The sequence below is a fragment of the Rhodococcus sp. Q genome (assembly GCF_005503035.1).
Classification (GTDB): Bacteria; Actinomycetota; Actinomycetes; order Mycobacteriales; family Mycobacteriaceae; genus Rhodococcus_G.
Map to the genome: position 1 here is coordinate 171,851 of NZ_SCOY01000003.1, position 16,202 is coordinate 188,052.

The following is a 16,202-nucleotide window of genomic DNA, read 5'->3' on the forward strand; positions in this document are numbered from 1 at the left end:
GCTGAACCCGATTGGAAAACAGCGGTTTTCGAACTATGGCGATCAATCGCACCCAATATCGAAACTACTCGGCAGTTTCGGGTGATCCGTCCGGTTCCGTTCGGTATACACAGTCCGACAATTCCGCTTGAGACCGAAAGAGGTTCCGTTGAGCGAGTTCCGGACATCCCCCAGTAGTTCCCTCTCGTCTGCCCGGCTCAACCGCCGAAGGTTCCTGGCAGCAACGGGTTTCGCGGTTGGCGCCGCCGCGCTCTCGTCGTCCTGGGTCAGCGCCGCCGCCTCCCCTCGCCGCGCCCTGAACACAGGTGACCGGGTCCCCGCGCTCATCATCGGCTCCGGCTACGGTGGTGCCGTCACCGCGCTGCGGCTTGCACAGGCCGGTATCGACTGCCACATCGTCGAGATGGGACGTGACTGGACCACCCCGGGCTCCGACGGCAGGATCTTCACCAAGACCACCGCACCCGACCAGCGCGGCTTCTGGCTCCGGGACCGTACGAAGCAGCCGGTGTCGCACTTCCTCGGTGTCTCGATCGACAAGGACATCTCCAGGTACACGGGCATCCTCGACGCCGAGAACATGGGCGCCATCAACGTGTACCAGGGGCGCGGCGTCGGCGGCGGATCGCTGGTCAACGGCGGCATGGCCGTCACCCCGAAGCGGGCCTGGTTCGAGCAGATCCTGCCGTCCGTCGACGCCAACGAGATGTACAACACCTTCTACCCGCGCGCGAACGCCACGCTCGGCGTCAACAACATCGACCCGGCGTGGTTCGAGTCCACCGAGTGGTACCAGTTCTCCCGGGTCGGGCGAAAGACCGCCCAGCGCTCCGGCTTCGCGACGACCTTCGTTCCCAACGTCTACGACTTGAACTACATGAAGCAGGAAGCCGCGGGCACCGTCACGAAGTCCGCCCTCGACGGCGAGGTCATCTTCGGCAACCATCACGGCAAGAAGTCGTTGCCCAAGACGTACCTCGGTCAGGCCACCGCGACCGGCAAGGTCACCATCAGCCCGTTGCACCGCGTCACCAAGGTCGCACCCGCTGCCGGTGCCGGCTACACGGTCGAGATGGAGCAGATCAACGAGACCGGCGGCGTCGTCGCCACCAAGACCGTCACGGCCGACAAGGTGTTCTTCGCGGCCGGCTCCGTGGGCACCAGCAAGCTCCTGGTCTCGATGAAGGCACAAGGACACCTGCCCAGCCTGTCCGGCGCGGTCGGCCAGGAGTGGGGTCACAACGGCAACGTCATGGTCGCCCGCGCCAATCACGCGTGGGACACCACGGGCAACAAGCAGTCGTCGATCCCGACCATGGGCATCGACGCCTGGGACACCAACGGCGTGTTCGCCGAGATCGCGCCGTTCCCCGCAGGCGCGGAGCTGTGGATCAGCCTGTACCTCGCCATCACCAAGAATCCGGAACGCGCGAGTTTCCAGTACAACTCGAGCACCGGTGGCGTCGGGCTGTCGTGGACGCAGGCGCAGGGCCAGAAGTCGATCGACCTCGCGAAGACGGTGTTCGACAAGATCAACAAGAAGGAGGTCACCGTCTACCGTTCCGACATGTTCGGCAGCAACAAGGTCTGGAACGAAGGCCTGACCTACCATCCGCTCGGCGGCGCGGTCCTGAACAAGGCAACCGACAACTTCGGCCGACTGCACGGCTACCCGGGCCTGTACGTGATGGACGGCGCTCTCGTGCCCGGCAACGTCGGCGTCAACCCGTTCGTGACGATCACCGCCCTCGCCGAGCGCAACATCGCGAACATCATCGGCTCCGACATGTAGGCGAGGACGTGTAACCGGTTGTGTGAAAACGAGTTCGGCGGACCTGCCTCGCAGCAGGTCCGCCGAACTCGCTCGGGTCAGCGGGCCGTCCAGCCGCCGTCCATCGCATAGGAGGCGCCGGTGACCATCGCGGCGCCGGGAGAGGCCAACCAGGCGACGAGTTCGCCGACCTCGTCCGGCTCCACGAGGCGTTTGATCGCGGACTCGGTGAGCATCACCTTCTCGACGACCTCGGTCTCGCTGATGCCGTGCACCCGGGCCTGGTCGGCGATCTGCTTGTGCACCAACGGGGTGGAGACGTATCCGGGACTGACGCAGTTGCTGGTCACTCCGCGCGGGCCGCCTTCGAGGGCCGTCACCTTCGACAGACCTTCGATTGCGTGCTTGGCGGTCACGTAGGCGGCCTTGAACGGGGACGCCACCGATCCGTGCACCGACGACACGTTGAGGATTCGGCCGAAGCCGTTCGCGTACATGTGCGGCAGTACCGCGCGGATCAGCAGGAACGGTGCCTCGACCATGAGGGTCTGGATGCGCCGGAAGTCGGCGGGCCGGAAATCCTCGATCGGGCTGACCGTCTGGATTCCCGCGTTGTTGACCAGGATGTCGGTCTCGAGACGCAGGTCGTCGAGGGCTTCGGTGTCGAGAAGGTCGACGTGCCACGCTGTTCCGTCGATCTCGTCGGCGAGCGACTTGGCGGCGACGTCGTCGAGGTCGGCGACGGTGACGTGTGCTCCCCGGGCGGCAAGGGCACGCACCGACGCCGCCCCGATCCCACTCGCGCCGCCCGTGACCAGGGCCCGACGACCGGTGAGTGTCTGCTCGGTCATGCCGGAACCGCGGCCTTCTCGGTCGCGAGTGTCCGCGCGTCGGCCGCGTCGATCGACTCCAGGGCCAGGCCCTTCGTCTCGCGGGCGAAGAACACCGCGACGACGGTGACGAGGCAGGCGGCGGCGAGGTAGATCGCGATCGGCCACGCGGAGTCGTACCGGCTGAGCAGGCTGGTCGCGATGATCGGGGCGAGCGAGCCGGCGACGATGGACGTCACCTGGTAGCCCAGCGAGACACCGGAGTACCGCATCCGGGTCGGGAACATCTCCGCCATGATCGCGGGCTGCCCGGCATACATGAACGCGTGGAAGACGAGTCCGATGACGATGGCGCCGAGGATGACGGCGTTGTGGCCGCTGTTCATCATCGGGAAGGCGAAGAAGCCCCACGAGCCCGCGGTGACCGCGCCGATCAAGTAGACCGGCCGGCGGCCGATGGTGTCGGACAGGCGCCCGACCAGAGGAATCACCGCGAAGTGCACCGCGTGCGCCGCGAGCATCCACCACAGGATCTGTGCCGTGTCGGTCTTGACGACGATCTTGAGGTACGTGATGGAGAAGGTGACGACGAGGTAGTACATGACGTTCTCGCCGAAGCGCAGGCCCATCGCGGTGAGCACGCCGTGCGGGTAGCGCTTGACGACCTCGAAGACGCTGAACGACGTCGCCTTGACCTGCTCGGCTTCCTTCTGTGCCTGGATGAAGATCGGGGCGTCGGTGACCTTGGTGCGGATGTAGTAGCCGACCAGGACGATCACGGCGGAGAGCCAGAACGCGACACGCCATCCCCAGCTCAGGAACGCGGCGTCGGAGAGTGTGGTGGTGAGGATCAGCAGGACGACGGTCGCGGCGAGGTTTCCGGCCGGGACACCGGCCTGCGGCCACGACGCCCAGAATCCGCGGGACCGGTTCGGGCTGTGTTCGGCGACGAGCAGCACCGCGCCGCCCCATTCGCCGCCGACGGCGAAGCCCTGGACGAAGCGCAGCGTCACCAGCAGCGCGGGAGCCCAGTAGCCGATCGCGCCGAAGGTGGGCAGGCAGCCCATCAGGAACGTGGCCGCACCGACGAGCACGAGGCTGAACTGCAGCAGTTGCTTGCGCCCGAACTTGTCGCCGAAGTGGCCGAAGACGATGCCGCCGAGGGGGCGGGCGACGAAGCCGACGGCGTACGTCACGAACGCCGCGATGATCGCGTCGAGTTCGTTGCCGCCCGCCGGGAAGAACACCTTGCTGAACACCAGCGTCGCCGCGGTCCCGTAGAGGAAGAACTCGTACCACTCGACGACCGTCCCCGCCATCGAGGCGCTGACCACCTTCTTCAGGCCGGAAGGCGGGTTGTCCTCGACCCGCGCTGTCTCGTCGACGCTCATGCGAACTCCTCATGTGACCGGTGACACATCATTATTGTTCTGCCGAGTATCAATGCATGTTTCTGCGCTCACAATGGCGCAAAGTGCAGTGCGGGTGTGCGAATGTGCAGATATGACGCCGTCGCCACCCGTACCCAGCGCGGACGACCTGCTCGTTCTGCTCGCAGTCGCGCGGACAGGTCGGTTCACCACCGCCGCCGACGACCTCGGGGTCAACCACACCACCATCTCCCGCCGCGTCGCCGCCCTGGAGAAGAGCCTCGGCGGACGGGTGCTCGTGAAGGCCGCAGGAGGGTGGGAACTCACCGGCCTCGGCAGGCAGGCACTGTCCGCCGCCGAACGGGTCGAGGCGGCCGTGCAGGGCCTGGTCGCGGACCCGGAGAGCGGCGATCACCTCAAGGGTGTCGTCCGGCTCTCGGCCACCGACGGGTTCAGCGCCTACATCGCGGCCCCGGCCGGAGCGCTGCTGCGCCGACGGCACCCCGACGTGTCGGTGGAGATCGTCGCCGTCACCCGCCGCGCCTCCCAGCAGCGATCCGGCCTCGACATCGAGGTCGTCGTCGGGAAACCACAGGTGCATCGGGCCGAGGCGATGTGGCTGGCCGACTACACCCTCGGCCTGTACGCGTCGCGTTCGTACCTCGCCGAGCACGGCGAACCCCGCACCGTGCACGACCTCGCCGACCACACCCTCGTGTACTTCGTCGACTCCATGCTGCAGGTCGACGATCTGGACCTGGCTCGCCGGCTCACGCTGTCGATGCGTGAATCCGTCACGTCCACCAACGTCTTCGTGCACGTCGAAGCGACGCGGGCCGCCGCGGGCATCGGACTGTTGCCCGCGTTCATGGCGGACCGTCACGACGACCTGGTGCGCGTGCTGCCCGGCCGGGTCGAGGCGCGGCTCGCATACTGGCTGGTGACCAGGCCCGAGGGGCTGCGGCGTCCCGAAGTCGCCGCGGTCATCGGTGCCCTCCGGGAGACCGTCGACGCCAATCGGACCGCGCTCGGCGGGGGAGCGACGCGCCGGATGCCCTAACGTCGAGTCGTGCGCGCAGACTCCCAGCGGTCCCGGATCCCCACCTTCCACGTCATGGACGTGTGGAAGGCCGCGACCGAACGGGCCCGCACCCACGGCGACGTCCTCACCCTCGCCGCGGGGCAACCCTCGACGCCCGCGCCCGCGCCCGTGCTGCGGGCGGCACGCGAGGCGATCGACGGGCACGTCCTCGGCTACACCGAAACCCTCGGCATCGCGGAACTTCGGGAGGCGATCGCCGGGTACCACTCGCGGGAGTCGGGGATCGACGTCGACCCGGAGAACGTCGTCGTCACCACCGGTTCGTCCGGCGCGTTCACGCTGCTCTTCCTCGCCGCGTTCGACGCGGGCGACACCGTCGTCGTCGCCAGGCCCGGCTACCCGGCCTACCGCAACACCCTCGCAGCACTCGGCTGCCGCGTCGTCGAACTCGACTGCGGTCCGCAGACCCGGTACCAGCCGACCGTCGCCATGCTCGACGCACTGCCCGAGCCGCCCGCCGGACTGATCGTCGCGAGCCCCGCGAACCCGACCGGCACCGTCATCGACCCCGCCGAACTCGCGGCCCTCGCCCGTTGGTGCGACGACCACGGCACCCTGCTGATCTCCGACGAGATCTATCACGGAATCGAGTTCGACACGAACGGGTCCGTGCGCACGTCCAGCGCCTGGGAGACGTCACGGGAATCGGTTGTCATCGGCTCGGTGTCGAAGTACTTCTCCATGACGGGCTGGCGCCTCGGATGGGCGCTCGTGCCCGACGCGATGGTCCCCGTCATCCAGCGGTTGGCGTCCAACATGACCGTCTGCCCACCTGCCATCTCGCAGTACGCGGCCGTCGCGGCGTTCACCGACGAGTCGATCGCCGAGCTCGACGGGCACGTGCGCCGCTACGCCGTCAACCGTGACCTGCTGCTCGAGGAACTGCCGCGGCTCGGGATCACCGAACTCGCCCCGGCGGACGGCGCGTTCTACGTGTACGCCGGGATCGGGCACCTGACCGACGACTCCACCGGGTGGTGTGCGGACCTGTTGCGGGAGACCGGCGTCGCCGTCGCGCCCGGCGTCGACTTCGACACCGTCCACGGCGACCGCACCCTGCGGATGTCGTTCGCGGGCAGTACCGCCGACGTCGAGGAAGCGCTTGCCCGTCTTGCCCGCAGCGAGGCGTTGCGACGCTGATCCGGGCTCGCCCCGTCACGTGAATTGGGCATTTCGGCGCAGGGTTTCGTTATCGCTGCAAAGATGACGCGGTGTGTGCTGCGTCGACTCCCAAAGGCGAGCGTCGACGGCTGGCCCTCGTCGACGCCGCGGCTGATCTATTGGTCGAGGGCGGCTTCGAGGCCGTGCGGCACCGCGCTGTCGCCGCTCGCGCCGGGGTGCCGCTCGCGTCGACCACCTACTACTTCGCGTCACTCGAGGACCTCACTGCGGCGGCCGTCGAACAATGCGGCTTGCGTGAGCTCGACGTCATGCACGCCCGCGTCGAGGAGGCGTCCGATCGGGAATGTGGGGTCGAATCGACCGTCGAGTTGATCGTCGACATGCTGATCGGCGTCTTCGAGGAGAACCCAGCCGGGCGCGACCAGCTCGTCAACCGCTACGAGCGGTTCGTCGCGTTCGCCCGGCATCCGGAGATGCGGGACGTACAGCAGCGGTTGCGTGCCGAAATGGACGCCCTGATCATCGCGGTACTCCGGCGTTCGGGTCGCGAGGTCCACCAGGACGGCCTGCGTCGACTGGTCTACGTCGTCGACGGCGCGGCCGTCGGGGCGCTCAGCGAGGGTGACCCGGACCCGAAGGCGCTCGCCCGGGAAATGCTGCTGCAGGTGATCGACCTCGTGGCACCGCCGATCACTGTCTAGGCCGCGTTGCGGCTGGCCGTAGACTGGACGTCCGTGAGCCGCATCCCGAACGTCCTTGCCACCCGCTACGCCAGCCCCGAGCTGAAGGCGCTGTGGTCACCCGAGTACAAGATCGTCCTCGAGCGCCAGCTGTGGCTGGCCGTTCTGCGGGCACAGGCCGCACTCGGCATCGACGTTCCCGCGGAGGCACTCGCCGACTACGAGCGGGTCATCGACAACGTCGACCTCGATTCCATCGCCGAGCGTGAGCGCGTCACCCGGCACGACGTGAAGGCCCGCATCGAGGAGTTCAACGCACTCGCCGGCCACGAGCACGTCCACAAGGGCATGACGAGCCGCGACCTCACCGAGAACGTCGAGCAGCTGCAGATCGTGCGGTCGCTCGAGCACGTGCACGCGCACGGCGTCGCCGTCGCGGCGCGGCTGGGGGAGAAGGCAGCCGAGTACGGCTCGCTGGTGATGGCGGGCCGCTCGCACAACGTCGCCGCGCAGGCCACGACGCTCGGCAAGCGGTTCGCGTCCGCCGCCGACGAACTGCTCGTCGCGTTGACGCGGCTGCGTGAGCTGATCGACCGGTACCCGCTGCGCGGCGTCAAGGGTCCGATGGGCACCTCGCAGGACATGCTCGACCTCCTCGGCGGCGACGCCGACAAGCTCGACGCGCTGGAGCGCAAGGTCGCCGAGCACCTCGGCTTCGCACACGTGCTGACCAGCGTCGGCCAGGTGTACCCGCGCTCGCTCGACCACGACGTGCTGTCCGCGCTGGTGCAGGTCGGTGCGGGACCGTCGTCCTTCGCGCACACCATCCGGCTGATGGCCGGGCACGAGCTGGTCACCGAGGGCTTCCAGCCCGGCCAGGTCGGCTCGTCGGCGATGCCGCACAAGATGAACACCCGTTCCTGCGAGCGCGTCAACGGCCTGCAGGTGGTTCTGCGCGGTTACGCGTCGATGGCCGCAGAGCTGGCGGGCGCGCAGTGGAACGAGGGGGACGTGTTCTGCTCCGTCGTGCGCCGGGTCGCGCTGCCCGACGCGTTCTTCGCGATCGACGGCCAGATCGAGACGTTCCTGACGGTCCTCGACGAGTTCGGCGCCTACCCGGCCGTCATCGAGAAGGAACTGGTTCGCTACCTGCCGTTCCTCGCGACCACCAAGGTCCTCATGGCCGCCGTCCGCGCGGGCGTCGGACGCGAGACCGCGCACGAGGCCATCAAGGAGCACGCCGTTGCCGTCGCGCTCGCGATGCGTGAGCAGGGCAAGGAGCCGGATCTGCTGGATCGTCTCGCCGCCGACGACCGGCTGCCGCTGGACCGCGCCGCGCTCGACGCCGCGCTGGCCGACAAGTCCGCGTTCGTCGGGGCCGCCGAAGCGCAGGTCGCGGCCGTCGTGGCGCAGGTCGAGAAGCTCGTCGAGGCGTACCCCGACGCTGCGGCGTACGCGCCGTCCCCGATCCTCTAGGCGGCTCAGCCGCCCGTGCGCGGTTCACAGATCTCCGGACCCCGTGAACCGCGCACGAGCGCGTCGGTACCTAGCGCAGCTTGCCGAGGATGCGGCGGAGTTCGGCGCGGTCGTCGTCGGTGAGTGCCGCGAAGTAGTCGTCGGCGTCGGCCTCGCGGGCGTCCGCCAGTTCGCGCACGGTCCGGCGGCCGACGTCGGTGAGTCGCACGCACGTGGCGCGGCGGTCGACGGCGTCCGGGAGGCGTTCGACGAGCCCGCGGTCCTGGAGCCGGTCGACGACCTCCGTCGCGGAGCGGGGCGCGATGCGCAGCGCCTTGGCGACGTCGCCGAGCCGCGGGCCGTTCCCGTCCCCGTGCCCGATGACGTGCAGTGCCCGGTATTCGTGCGGGCTCAGTTGCCACGGCTCGAGGGCGTCGACCCAGCGTCGGCGCAGGCCGCGGGCGGTCGACATCACGAGGTCCCGCAGTGTGTCGGGACGATCGGTGGTCATGGTGATGCACCCTACAGCTACTTGACGGCTGCCTCATTGTGAGGGAACCTCAATAAGTCAAACCCCGACACTTCGAGAGGGGTGGTTGCATGACGAGCCCCCAATTCGGCGGACCCGGACCGGGCCGCCCCGCGAAGATCGACCCCGCGGATCGCGCCCAGCTCGCGGACAACCCCGTCAGCCTGCGCCGAATCGCCGCCCTCTTCGCTCCCTACCGCACCCAGGTCGCCGTCGTCGTCGCCCTGATCGTCGCGTCCTCGCTCATCACCCTCGCCAACCCGTTCCTCGTCCGCGCCGTCATCGACCACGCCATCCCGGACCAGAACGTCCCGCTGCTGGTGTGGTCGGTCGTCGGCATGCTCGCCGTGACCGTCGCCGGCTCGGCGCTCGGCGTCGCCCAGACGTGGATCTCCACCACTGTCGGGCAGCGGGTCATGCACGGACTGCGCACCCAGGTGTTCACGCACCTGCAGAGGCAGTCCCTCGGCTTCTTCACCCGCACCCGCGGCGGCGAGGTGCAGTCCCGCCTCACCAACGACATCGGCGGCATGCAGACCGTCGTCACCTCCACCGCGACGTCGGTCGCCGCGAACGTCACCACCGTCGTCGGCACCGCGGTCGCGATGGGTGTCCTCAGCTGGCGGCTGTCGCTGCTGTCGCTGATCGTGCTGCCGCCCGCGATCTGGCTGACGCGGCGCGTCGCGAAGATGCGCCGCGAGATCACCGCCCAGCGCCAGCGGACCCTCGCCGACATGCAGACGCAGATCGAGGAGTCGTTGTCCGTCAGCGGAATTCAGCTCGGCAAGACGCTCGGCGCCGGGCCCGCGATGTCGCAGCGGTTCGCCGACACCTCGGCGCACCTGTCCGACCTGGAGGTGCGCTCGCAGCTCTCGGGTCGCTGGCGGATGGCCACCATGAACATCGTTTTCGCCGCGATCCCCGCGCTGCTCTACCTGGTCGCGGGCCTTCCCGCGACGTCGGGCGGCATGTCGATCGGCACCCTCGTCGCGTTCACCGGACTGCAGGGCGCGCTGTTCCGGCCGCTGATGAGCCTGCTCGACGTCGGCGTCACCGTGACCGCGTCGCTCGCCCTGTTCAGTCGCATCTTCGAATACCTCGACCTGCCCGTCGACATCGACGATCCCATGCGGCCGGTGCCGATGCCGCGCGAGACGGTCGCGGGCACGGTCCGGTTCGACGACGTGGTGTTCCGGTACGACGGCGCCCACCGCGACGCCATCGACCACGTGAGCGTCACGGTGCCCGCCGGCTCGTCACTGGCGCTGGTCGGTGAAACAGGATCCGGGAAGACCACGCTCGCCTCGCTGGTCGCCCGGCTCCACGACCCGACGTCGGGCCGCGTCAGCATCGACGGCGTCGACCTGCGTGACATCACGCTCGCCGAGCTGTCCGAACTCGTCGGGGTCGTCTCGCAGGAAACCTACCTGCTGCACAACACGATCCGGGAGAACCTCCGCTACGCCCACCCCGGCGCCACCGACGCACAGATCGAGCAGGCCGCCCGCGCCGCGCAGGTGCACGACCTGATCACCTCGCTGCCCGACGGCTACGACACGGTCGTGGGAGCCCGCGGGCACCGGTTCTCCGGCGGCGAGAAGCAGCGCATCGCGATCGCTCGAACCCTGTTGCGGAACCCGAGGATTCTTGTTCTGGACGAGGCGACCAGTGCTCTGGACAACGACACCGAGGCCGCCGTCCAGCGAGCACTCGACGCTGTCAGCCGGGGCCGCACGACCATCACCATCGCGCACCGGCTGTCCACCATCCGCGACGCCGACCGCATCGTCGTCCTCGACGACGGTCGCGTCGTCGAATCGGGCACCCACGACGAGCTGGTCGACCGCGGCGGGCGGTACGCGCAGCTGGAGCGGCGGGGAGAGGCGATTCGGGTGCCGTGAGTCCGTCGGCCCGCCCTGCGGACCGAAAGCGCTCACGGACGCGCAGCGCATACTGGCGCGCATGAACTGCGTCTTCTGCGCCATCGTCGCCGGCACCGCCGAGGCCAGCATCGTCCACGAGGACGAGCACACCCTGGCGTTCATGGACATCCGTCCCTTCACGCCCGGGCACCTCCTGGTGGTGCCGAAGACCCACGCGTCGGGTCTGGCGGACCTCGACCCCGACGACGGCAGGCGAGTGTTCGCCGTCGGTCAGCGGATGGCGGCCGCCCTGCGGTCCGACGGCGGGGTGCCCGCCGAACTCCGGGACGGTCCGCGCGCCGACGGGGTGAACCTGTTCCTCGCCGACGGCGCCGTCGCGGGGCAGGAGGTGTTTCACGTGCATCTGCACGTCGTTCCCCGGACGCAGGGAGACGGTTTCGGGTTGCGGGGCAGGCCGGTGTCCGCGCGCCGACCCGACCTGGACTACCTGGCCGGATCGCTCCGCAGGCGGCTGGACGCGGTCTGACGGAAAATCGTGTCTGTGTACCATGCAATTTTGCGTGAAACGCAGAACGACAAGCGAGGTACCGTGTCCGATCCCATCACCGACCAGCGGCTTCTGTACATCCACGATCAGCTGCCCGACGCCGAGATCCAGCGGGAAGCCGACCTGTACGGACCGCTCACCGACAGCGTCCGTGAACTGATCGCGGCCACGTTGCAGACCGAGGTCGGGGAGCCGGACGTGCGGCGCGCGAAGGCCCTCATCGAGGAGGCCGCGTCGCTGCTGCAGGCGCGCGCCATCTCCGGTCCCTACGGGGTGCGGTGGGGTGCGTCGGGCTGGAAGCGCGGCTGGGGCAACGCCGCCGACGGTTTCCGTAACGCCGTCGCACCGCCGCTGAACGTGCACACCGACCCCGACGGTCGCACCTGGGCCGACTTCCATCTCGGTCCGCAGTACGAGGGTCCCGCAGGCCTCACCCACGGCGGAGTGTCCGCGCTGATCCTCGATCAGGTGCTCGGTGACTGCGCGGTCGCGTCCGGCAACCCGGGTATGACGGGCACTCTCTCGTTGCGGTATCGCAAGCCGACGCCGCTCGGCGACCTGCACGCCGAGGCCCGGTTCGACCACCTGGACGGCGTCAAGGCCATCGTGAAGGGTCACATCGCCGACGCCGAGGGAATCTGCGTGGAGGCCGAGGGCATCTTCATCCTGCCGCGCTGGGCCCGCGAGGCGCAGTCCACCACCACCGGCAGCTGATCAGGTCAGACCGGTCGCGGGGCGCCCGGTGCGCGGATCACGCGGCCGGTCGGTGTGCCCGAGGTCGCGGCCGGGTGCGACGACGTCCCGAACGCGCTGCTTGAGTGCCTTCGGATCGGGGAACCCGCCGTCGCGGGCGCGGTCCCACACCAGCGTGTCGTCGACCTCGATCAGGTAGACGCCGCCCGTTCCGGGCACCAGCGCGACCTCGCCGAGATCGGTGCCGAAGGTGCTGAGCAGTTCCTGCGCCATCCACGCCGCGCGCAGCAGCCACTGGCACTGCGTGCAGTACGTGATTCGGATTCGAGGCGCCGCCATGGCGTCAGCCTGCCAGGCCCGAACCGGTTTCGCTCACGCGGACGCGGCGCGCACCTGCCCATGCGGTGATCGGACTCCCGCCGACGAGGTGCTCGTCGACGAACCTCTCGACGCGGTCCGCGGTCAGGGACGCGTACCAGGTGTCGTCGGGGTACACCGCGACCACAGGTCCCTGCGAGCACGGGTACAGGCATCCGGTCTGGGTGACGAGCACGTCGTCGTCTCCGAGACCGCGGTCGGCGAGAGTGTCGTCCAGTGCCCGTGCGGTTTCCGGTCCGCCGCGGGCGGAGCATCGCGGGCCGCGACAGACGAGCACGTGCCGCGCGAAGCCGGGCACCTCGTCCCAGGCGGGCGACGACAGCGGCGCGGTGGTGTCCCGGGCCGGGGAGGTCGGACCGGTGACGGCGGCGTCCAGCAGGTCGGCGTAGGTCGCGGCGTCCGTCAGGCTCGCCGCGAGACGCACCGCAGGGACGTGGCCGGGAGGACGCTCACGCAGCCAGTGCCCGATCACCCGCCGGAACCAGGCATCCATCTTGCGGTCGTGCAGGGTCTGCCCGGAGACCACGATCACCTCGGCGGCCTCCGACGCCGCGGCCTCGTCGAGAGCGTCGGTGATCGTCGGGCCGGACCCGCCGAGCACCGCGGTGCGGAACACGGTGTCGGGGTGGCGTTCTCGCAGGGTCGCCAGCGCGGAGACCAGGGCGTCCCGCGGATCCTCCCCGCGGTCGGTGGGGGCGGTGACGATCAGCCACCGACCGCCGCGAGTCGTGTTCACAGGGTGGACCTTTCGGTGTTCGACGTCACTCCGCACAGCGTCACCGTCGGACGGCCCGTCCGGGGGTGCGGGGTCACGATCGCGTCGAGTCCGTAGACGTCGGCGAGCAGTTCCTCGGTCAGCACCGACTCGGTCGGTCCCTCCGCGACGACGCGGCCCTCGCGGAGCACAACGAGGTGATCGCAGTACATCGCCGCCAGATTCAGGTCGTGCATGGCCGCGACGGTCGTGAGTCCGCGGCGGCGGATCAGATCCAGCAGTTCGAGCGACGCCGAGACGTCGAGGTGGTTGGTGGGCTCGTCGAGCAGCAGGACGCAGGGCCGCTGCGCGAAGGCTCGGGCGAGCTGTGTCTTCTGCTTCTCGCCGCCGGACAGGCTCTGCCACAACCGGTGTCGGAGATCGGTGATGCCTGCCATCGCGAGGCTCTCGGTGACCACCTCGGCGGCACCGACAGCGGCCGGTCGCGCCCACCCGCCGCGGTGCGGGATCACTCCGAGCTCGACGATCTGCTCGACCGTCAGTTCCAGCTCGGTCGACGAATGTTGTTCCACCAGCGCGACGGTCCGGGCGAATTCGCGGCGCGGCATCGTGGCGGCGGGGTCGTCGCCGATCATCACGCGACCACCGTCGGGGCGGACGAGTCGCGCGGCCGCCGACAGCAGCGACGTCTTGCCCGAGCCGTTGGGCCCGATCAGCCCGGTGAACGCCCGCGACGGTGCCCGGCACGTCACGCCGTCCAGGATGGTCGTTCCGCCCACCGACCAGGTGACGTCCTCGACGAGGATCTCGGGGGAGTGGTGGCTCATGCGCGGGCTCCCCGGCGTCGCAGGATCATCACGAACACCGGCACGCCCACGACGGCGGTGACGATGCTGATCGGCAGTTCGCGTCCCGGCATCACGGTCCGCGCGACGATGTCGGCCCACACCAGAAGGACGGCACCGACGAGGGCCACGACCGGGAGCAGTCGGGCGTGCAGGGGACCGACGAGTAGCCGGGCGGCATGCGGGACGACGAGGCCGACGAACCCGATCACCCCGGCCTGCGCGACGAGGGCCGCGGTGCACAGCGATGCGACGCCGTAGAGCACCCAGCGGGAGCGTTCGACGTCGGTGCCGAGACTCGACGCGGCCCGCTCGCCGAACGCGAACGAATCCAGCACCCGGGCGTGCGCGAGCATCACCGCGGCGGTGGCCGCGACGACGGCGGCGATGGTGAGCAGGCCCGGCCAGCGGACCCCGGCGACCGAGCCGAGCGTCCACTGCAGCACGCGGTGGGCGGCGTCGCGGTCGCCGAGCAGCACGAGCGCGGAGGTGACGGCGGCGGCGAACTGACCGACCGCGATACCCGCGAGGACCAGGCGTCCCGGCACCAGCGCACCCGACCGCGACGTCGAGATGACGAAGACCAACAGCAGCGAACCCAGCGCCCCCACGAATGCGGCCGTCGACGTCGCGCCGATGCCGAACGCTCCGACGGTGCCCGCACCGACGGTCAGCGCGAGAACCGCGCCGAGGGATGCGCCGCCGGACATGCCGAGCAGGTACGGGTCGGCAAGCGCGTTGCCGGTCAGCGACTGCAGCACCGCCCCGCACAACGCCAGCCCGGCACCGACCAGGGCGGCGGCCAGAACCCGGGGCAGGCGCAGGTCCACCACGATGTGCGTGGTCAGCAGGTCGGTGCCCGGCCCGATGCCGAGGCGTCCGGCCACCGAGTCGACGACGGTGCCGACGGACAGATCGGCGGCGCCGATCGCGACGCCCGCTGCACAACTCACGACGAGCAGCGCGGCGAGCGCCACCACCCATCCGGTGGTGGTGCTCGCGCGCACCCGGGCGGGTGCCCGGGTCGTGACGCTCATCCCCGGCTGCTGCCGAGTTGTTCGCCGACGAGGGCGGCGCCCTCGATCAGCCGCGGACCGGGGGTACTCGCCGAGAACGGCACGACGACGAACGCGTTCTCTCGGACCGCCGTCAGGTCGCGCAGCGCCGGGTCGGCCCGCAGATACGTCTTCTTCTCCTCCGCGGTGTCCCACGAGGCGTCGGCGAGGACGATGACGTCCGGGTTCGCCTTCAGGACCGTTTCCCAGCTGCCGTCGGCCCAGGAACCGTCGACGCCCGCGAAGATGTTGGTGCCGCCGACGGCGTCGATGATCAGCTGCGGCCCGCCCGCATTGGCGCCGACGTACGGGACGTCCGTGTTGCTGTCGTACCAGAAGAAGCTCCGGCCGCGCCCCGCTGCCGCGGACTCGACTCCCGCCAGGGTCTCCCGCAGGTGCGTCACCTCGGCGTCGGCCTCGGATTCGCGGCCGAACAGGACGCCGTTGTCGGTGATCTCGGCGGCGATCGAATCCCACGCCACCGGAGGTCGCATCGACTTGTCGGGACAGCCGAACGGTGAGATGTAGGTGGCGACACCGAGATCGTCGAACGACTCCCGCGTGCCGACGGCCTTGTCGTCGAAGGCGCTCGAATACGACGCGAGCACCAGGTCCGGCCGGACCTCCAGCACCGCTTCGCGACTGGGGTAGTCCGACTCGTTCAGTACCGGAACCGTCTCGTACGCGGACTGCCACTGCGGCGCGACGGTGTCGTCGAGGTAGGCCGTGCCGACCATCTGGCTCTCGGCGCCGAGAGCCAACGCGGACTCGGTGGCACCCTGGTTGAGGGTGACCGCCCGTTGCGCCGGGCCGTCCAGGGTGACGGTGCGGCCGCAGTTGTCGAGGGAGATCGACGCGGCGGCGTCGGCATCGTCGCCGGACGACCCGCAGGCGGTCAGTGTGAGTGCGGCCGCGACGGTGACGGCAGCGGTGGGCAGGGCCCGGGATATGTGCGAACGGATTCGCGTCGACTGGGTGCGCACGGCGACCCGCCTTCCATGACTCGTGGAAAACGTGCAGGCAGGTGTCACGGCCGGTCTCCTGGCTCGGCAGGGCTGACCGCCGGCCACGCCTTCCCGGACGCTGTCGCGTCCAGTGGCTGGGGCAGTGCCCCGTGTGGTCGACGTACCTGCTCACAGTGGCGAGTACCGCGCCGGATTCGCACCGGACTTCCCGTTCACCGTGTCACCAGGTCGAAGGATAAACCACGGTCGATCGCGGCCCGTC

General features: G+C 69.5%; 16 protein-coding genes and 1 riboswitch. Of the genes, 8 read left to right on the forward strand and 8 right to left on the reverse strand.

What is annotated here, in order from left to right:
• Nucleotides 1–148 precede the first annotated feature (148 nt).
• Nucleotides 149–1,792 carry a GMC oxidoreductase gene (locus FFS72_RS04950; RefSeq protein WP_137872900.1) on the forward strand — a complete coding sequence of 548 codons (1,644 nt, stop codon included), beginning with the start codon at nucleotides 149–151 and terminating at the stop codon, nucleotides 1,790–1,792.
• A gap of 77 nt (nucleotides 1,793–1,869) precedes the next feature.
• On the opposite strand, the gene FFS72_RS04955 is transcribed toward FFS72_RS04950, so the two are convergent.
• Both FFS72_RS04955 and FFS72_RS04960 read right to left on the reverse strand, forming a co-directional pair.
• Nucleotides 1,870–2,622, reverse strand: coding sequence for a 3-hydroxybutyrate dehydrogenase (locus FFS72_RS04955; protein WP_137872901.1), 753 nt, complete (start codon nucleotides 2,620–2,622; stop codon nucleotides 1,870–1,872).
• Nucleotides 2,619–3,992 (reverse strand): MFS transporter, encoded by a 1,374-nt coding sequence (locus tag FFS72_RS04960; RefSeq protein ID WP_137872902.1) that lies wholly within the window; start codon nucleotides 3,990–3,992, stop codon nucleotides 2,619–2,621. The genes FFS72_RS04955 and FFS72_RS04960 overlap by 4 nt, the downstream gene beginning before the upstream one ends.
• Before the next feature lie 112 nt (nucleotides 3,993–4,104).
• On the opposite strand from FFS72_RS04960, the gene FFS72_RS04965 reads away from it, so the two are divergent.
• The 4 genes from FFS72_RS04965 (at nucleotide 4,105) to purB (ending at nucleotide 8,351) form a co-directional block, all read left to right on the forward strand.
• The gene (locus FFS72_RS04965) at nucleotides 4,105–5,031 is read left to right on the forward strand and encodes a LysR family transcriptional regulator (RefSeq protein WP_137872903.1); all 927 of its coding nucleotides are present in this window, start codon (nucleotides 4,105–4,107) and stop codon (nucleotides 5,029–5,031) included.
• A 9-nt stretch (nucleotides 5,032–5,040) separates the two neighbouring features.
• Complete coding sequence (locus tag FFS72_RS04970) at nucleotides 5,041–6,213, forward strand: pyridoxal phosphate-dependent aminotransferase (RefSeq protein WP_137872904.1); 1,173 nt, start codon at nucleotides 5,041–5,043, stop codon at nucleotides 6,211–6,213.
• A 71-nt stretch (nucleotides 6,214–6,284) separates the two neighbouring features.
• Nucleotides 6,285–6,896 (forward strand): TetR/AcrR family transcriptional regulator, encoded by a 612-nt coding sequence (locus FFS72_RS04975; RefSeq protein ID WP_137872905.1) that lies wholly within the window; start codon nucleotides 6,285–6,287, stop codon nucleotides 6,894–6,896.
• 33 nt (nucleotides 6,897–6,929) lie between these two features.
• Complete coding sequence (purB, locus tag FFS72_RS04980; protein WP_137872906.1) at nucleotides 6,930–8,351, forward strand: adenylosuccinate lyase; 1,422 nt, start codon at nucleotides 6,930–6,932, stop codon at nucleotides 8,349–8,351.
• Between the two features lie 70 nt (nucleotides 8,352–8,421).
• Here purB and FFS72_RS04985 read toward each other — a convergent pair whose 3' ends face one another.
• Nucleotides 8,422–8,841, reverse strand: coding sequence for a MarR family winged helix-turn-helix transcriptional regulator (locus FFS72_RS04985; RefSeq protein WP_137872907.1), 420 nt, complete (start codon nucleotides 8,839–8,841; stop codon nucleotides 8,422–8,424).
• An 89-nt stretch (nucleotides 8,842–8,930) separates the two neighbouring features.
• Here FFS72_RS04985 and FFS72_RS04990 point away from each other — a divergent pair, with 89 nt between their 5' ends.
• The 3 genes from FFS72_RS04990 to FFS72_RS05000 all read left to right on the forward strand — a co-directional run bounded on the left by FFS72_RS04990 (nucleotide 8,931) and on the right by FFS72_RS05000 (nucleotide 12,003).
• Nucleotides 8,931–10,760 (forward strand): ABC transporter ATP-binding protein, encoded by a 1,830-nt coding sequence (locus tag FFS72_RS04990; RefSeq protein WP_137872908.1) that lies wholly within the window; start codon nucleotides 8,931–8,933, stop codon nucleotides 10,758–10,760.
• A 61-nt stretch (nucleotides 10,761–10,821) separates the two neighbouring features.
• Nucleotides 10,822–11,268, forward strand: coding sequence for an HIT family protein (locus tag FFS72_RS04995; protein WP_050066435.1), 447 nt, complete (start codon nucleotides 10,822–10,824; stop codon nucleotides 11,266–11,268).
• Between the two features lie 63 nt (nucleotides 11,269–11,331).
• Nucleotides 11,332–12,003 carry a PaaI family thioesterase gene (locus tag FFS72_RS05000; RefSeq protein ID WP_171018565.1) on the forward strand — a complete coding sequence of 224 codons (672 nt, stop codon included), beginning with the start codon at nucleotides 11,332–11,334 and terminating at the stop codon, nucleotides 12,001–12,003.
• Here the strand turns inward: FFS72_RS05000 and FFS72_RS05005 are convergent, their stop codons facing one another.
• The 5 genes from FFS72_RS05005 to FFS72_RS05025 are packed head-to-tail and all read right to left on the reverse strand — an operon-like array spanning nucleotide 12,004 to nucleotide 15,958.
• Nucleotides 12,004–12,321 (reverse strand): Rdx family protein, encoded by a 318-nt coding sequence (locus FFS72_RS05005; protein WP_050066436.1) that lies wholly within the window; start codon nucleotides 12,319–12,321, stop codon nucleotides 12,004–12,006.
• A gap of 4 nt (nucleotides 12,322–12,325) precedes the next feature.
• The gene (locus FFS72_RS05010; RefSeq protein ID WP_137872909.1) at nucleotides 12,326–13,096 is read right to left on the reverse strand and encodes a (2Fe-2S) ferredoxin domain-containing protein; all 771 of its coding nucleotides are present in this window, start codon (nucleotides 13,094–13,096) and stop codon (nucleotides 12,326–12,328) included.
• Nucleotides 13,093–13,902, reverse strand: a complete 810-nt coding sequence (locus FFS72_RS05015) for an ABC transporter ATP-binding protein (RefSeq protein WP_137872910.1) — start codon at nucleotides 13,900–13,902, stop codon at nucleotides 13,093–13,095. Before FFS72_RS05015 ends, FFS72_RS05010 begins: the two co-directional genes overlap by 4 nt.
• Nucleotides 13,899–14,957, reverse strand: coding sequence for a FecCD family ABC transporter permease (locus FFS72_RS05020; protein ID WP_137872911.1), 1,059 nt, complete (start codon nucleotides 14,955–14,957; stop codon nucleotides 13,899–13,901). The genes FFS72_RS05015 and FFS72_RS05020 overlap by 4 nt, the downstream gene beginning before the upstream one ends.
• Nucleotides 14,954–15,958: an ABC transporter substrate-binding protein gene (locus tag FFS72_RS05025; RefSeq protein WP_137872912.1), complete on the reverse strand. Its 1,005-nt coding sequence runs from the start codon at nucleotides 15,956–15,958 to the stop codon at nucleotides 14,954–14,956. Before FFS72_RS05025 ends, FFS72_RS05020 begins: the two co-directional genes overlap by 4 nt.
• A gap of 31 nt (nucleotides 15,959–15,989) precedes the next feature.
• A riboswitch (cobalamin riboswitch) is annotated at nucleotides 15,990–16,175 on the reverse strand.
• Nucleotides 16,176–16,202 lie beyond the last annotated feature (27 nt).

Excerpts from the sequence above, each read along its gene's own strand:
- FFS72_RS04955 (WP_137872901.1), bottom strand. The coding sequence starts at position 2,622 with ATGACCGAGCAGACACTCACCGGTCGTCGGGCCCTGGTCACGGGCGGC.
- FFS72_RS04960 (WP_137872902.1), bottom strand. The coding sequence starts at position 3,992 with ATGAGCGTCGACGAGACAGCGCGGGTCGAGGACAACCCGCCTTCCGGC.
- FFS72_RS04965 (WP_137872903.1), top strand. The coding sequence starts at position 4,105 with ATGACGCCGTCGCCACCCGTACCCAGCGCGGACGACCTGCTCGTTCTG.
- FFS72_RS04985 (WP_137872907.1), bottom strand. The coding sequence starts at position 8,841 with ATGACCACCGATCGTCCCGACACACTGCGGGACCTCGTGATGTCGACC.
- FFS72_RS04990 (WP_137872908.1), top strand. The coding sequence starts at position 8,931 with ATGACGAGCCCCCAATTCGGCGGACCCGGACCGGGCCGCCCCGCGAAG.
- FFS72_RS04995 (WP_050066435.1), top strand. The coding sequence starts at position 10,822 with ATGAACTGCGTCTTCTGCGCCATCGTCGCCGGCACCGCCGAGGCCAGC.
- FFS72_RS05005 (WP_050066436.1), bottom strand. The coding sequence starts at position 12,321 with ATGGCGGCGCCTCGAATCCGAATCACGTACTGCACGCAGTGCCAGTGG.
- FFS72_RS05015 (WP_137872910.1), bottom strand. The coding sequence starts at position 13,902 with ATGAGCCACCACTCCCCCGAGATCCTCGTCGAGGACGTCACCTGGTCG.
- FFS72_RS05020 (WP_137872911.1), bottom strand. The coding sequence starts at position 14,957 with ATGAGCGTCACGACCCGGGCACCCGCCCGGGTGCGCGCGAGCACCACC.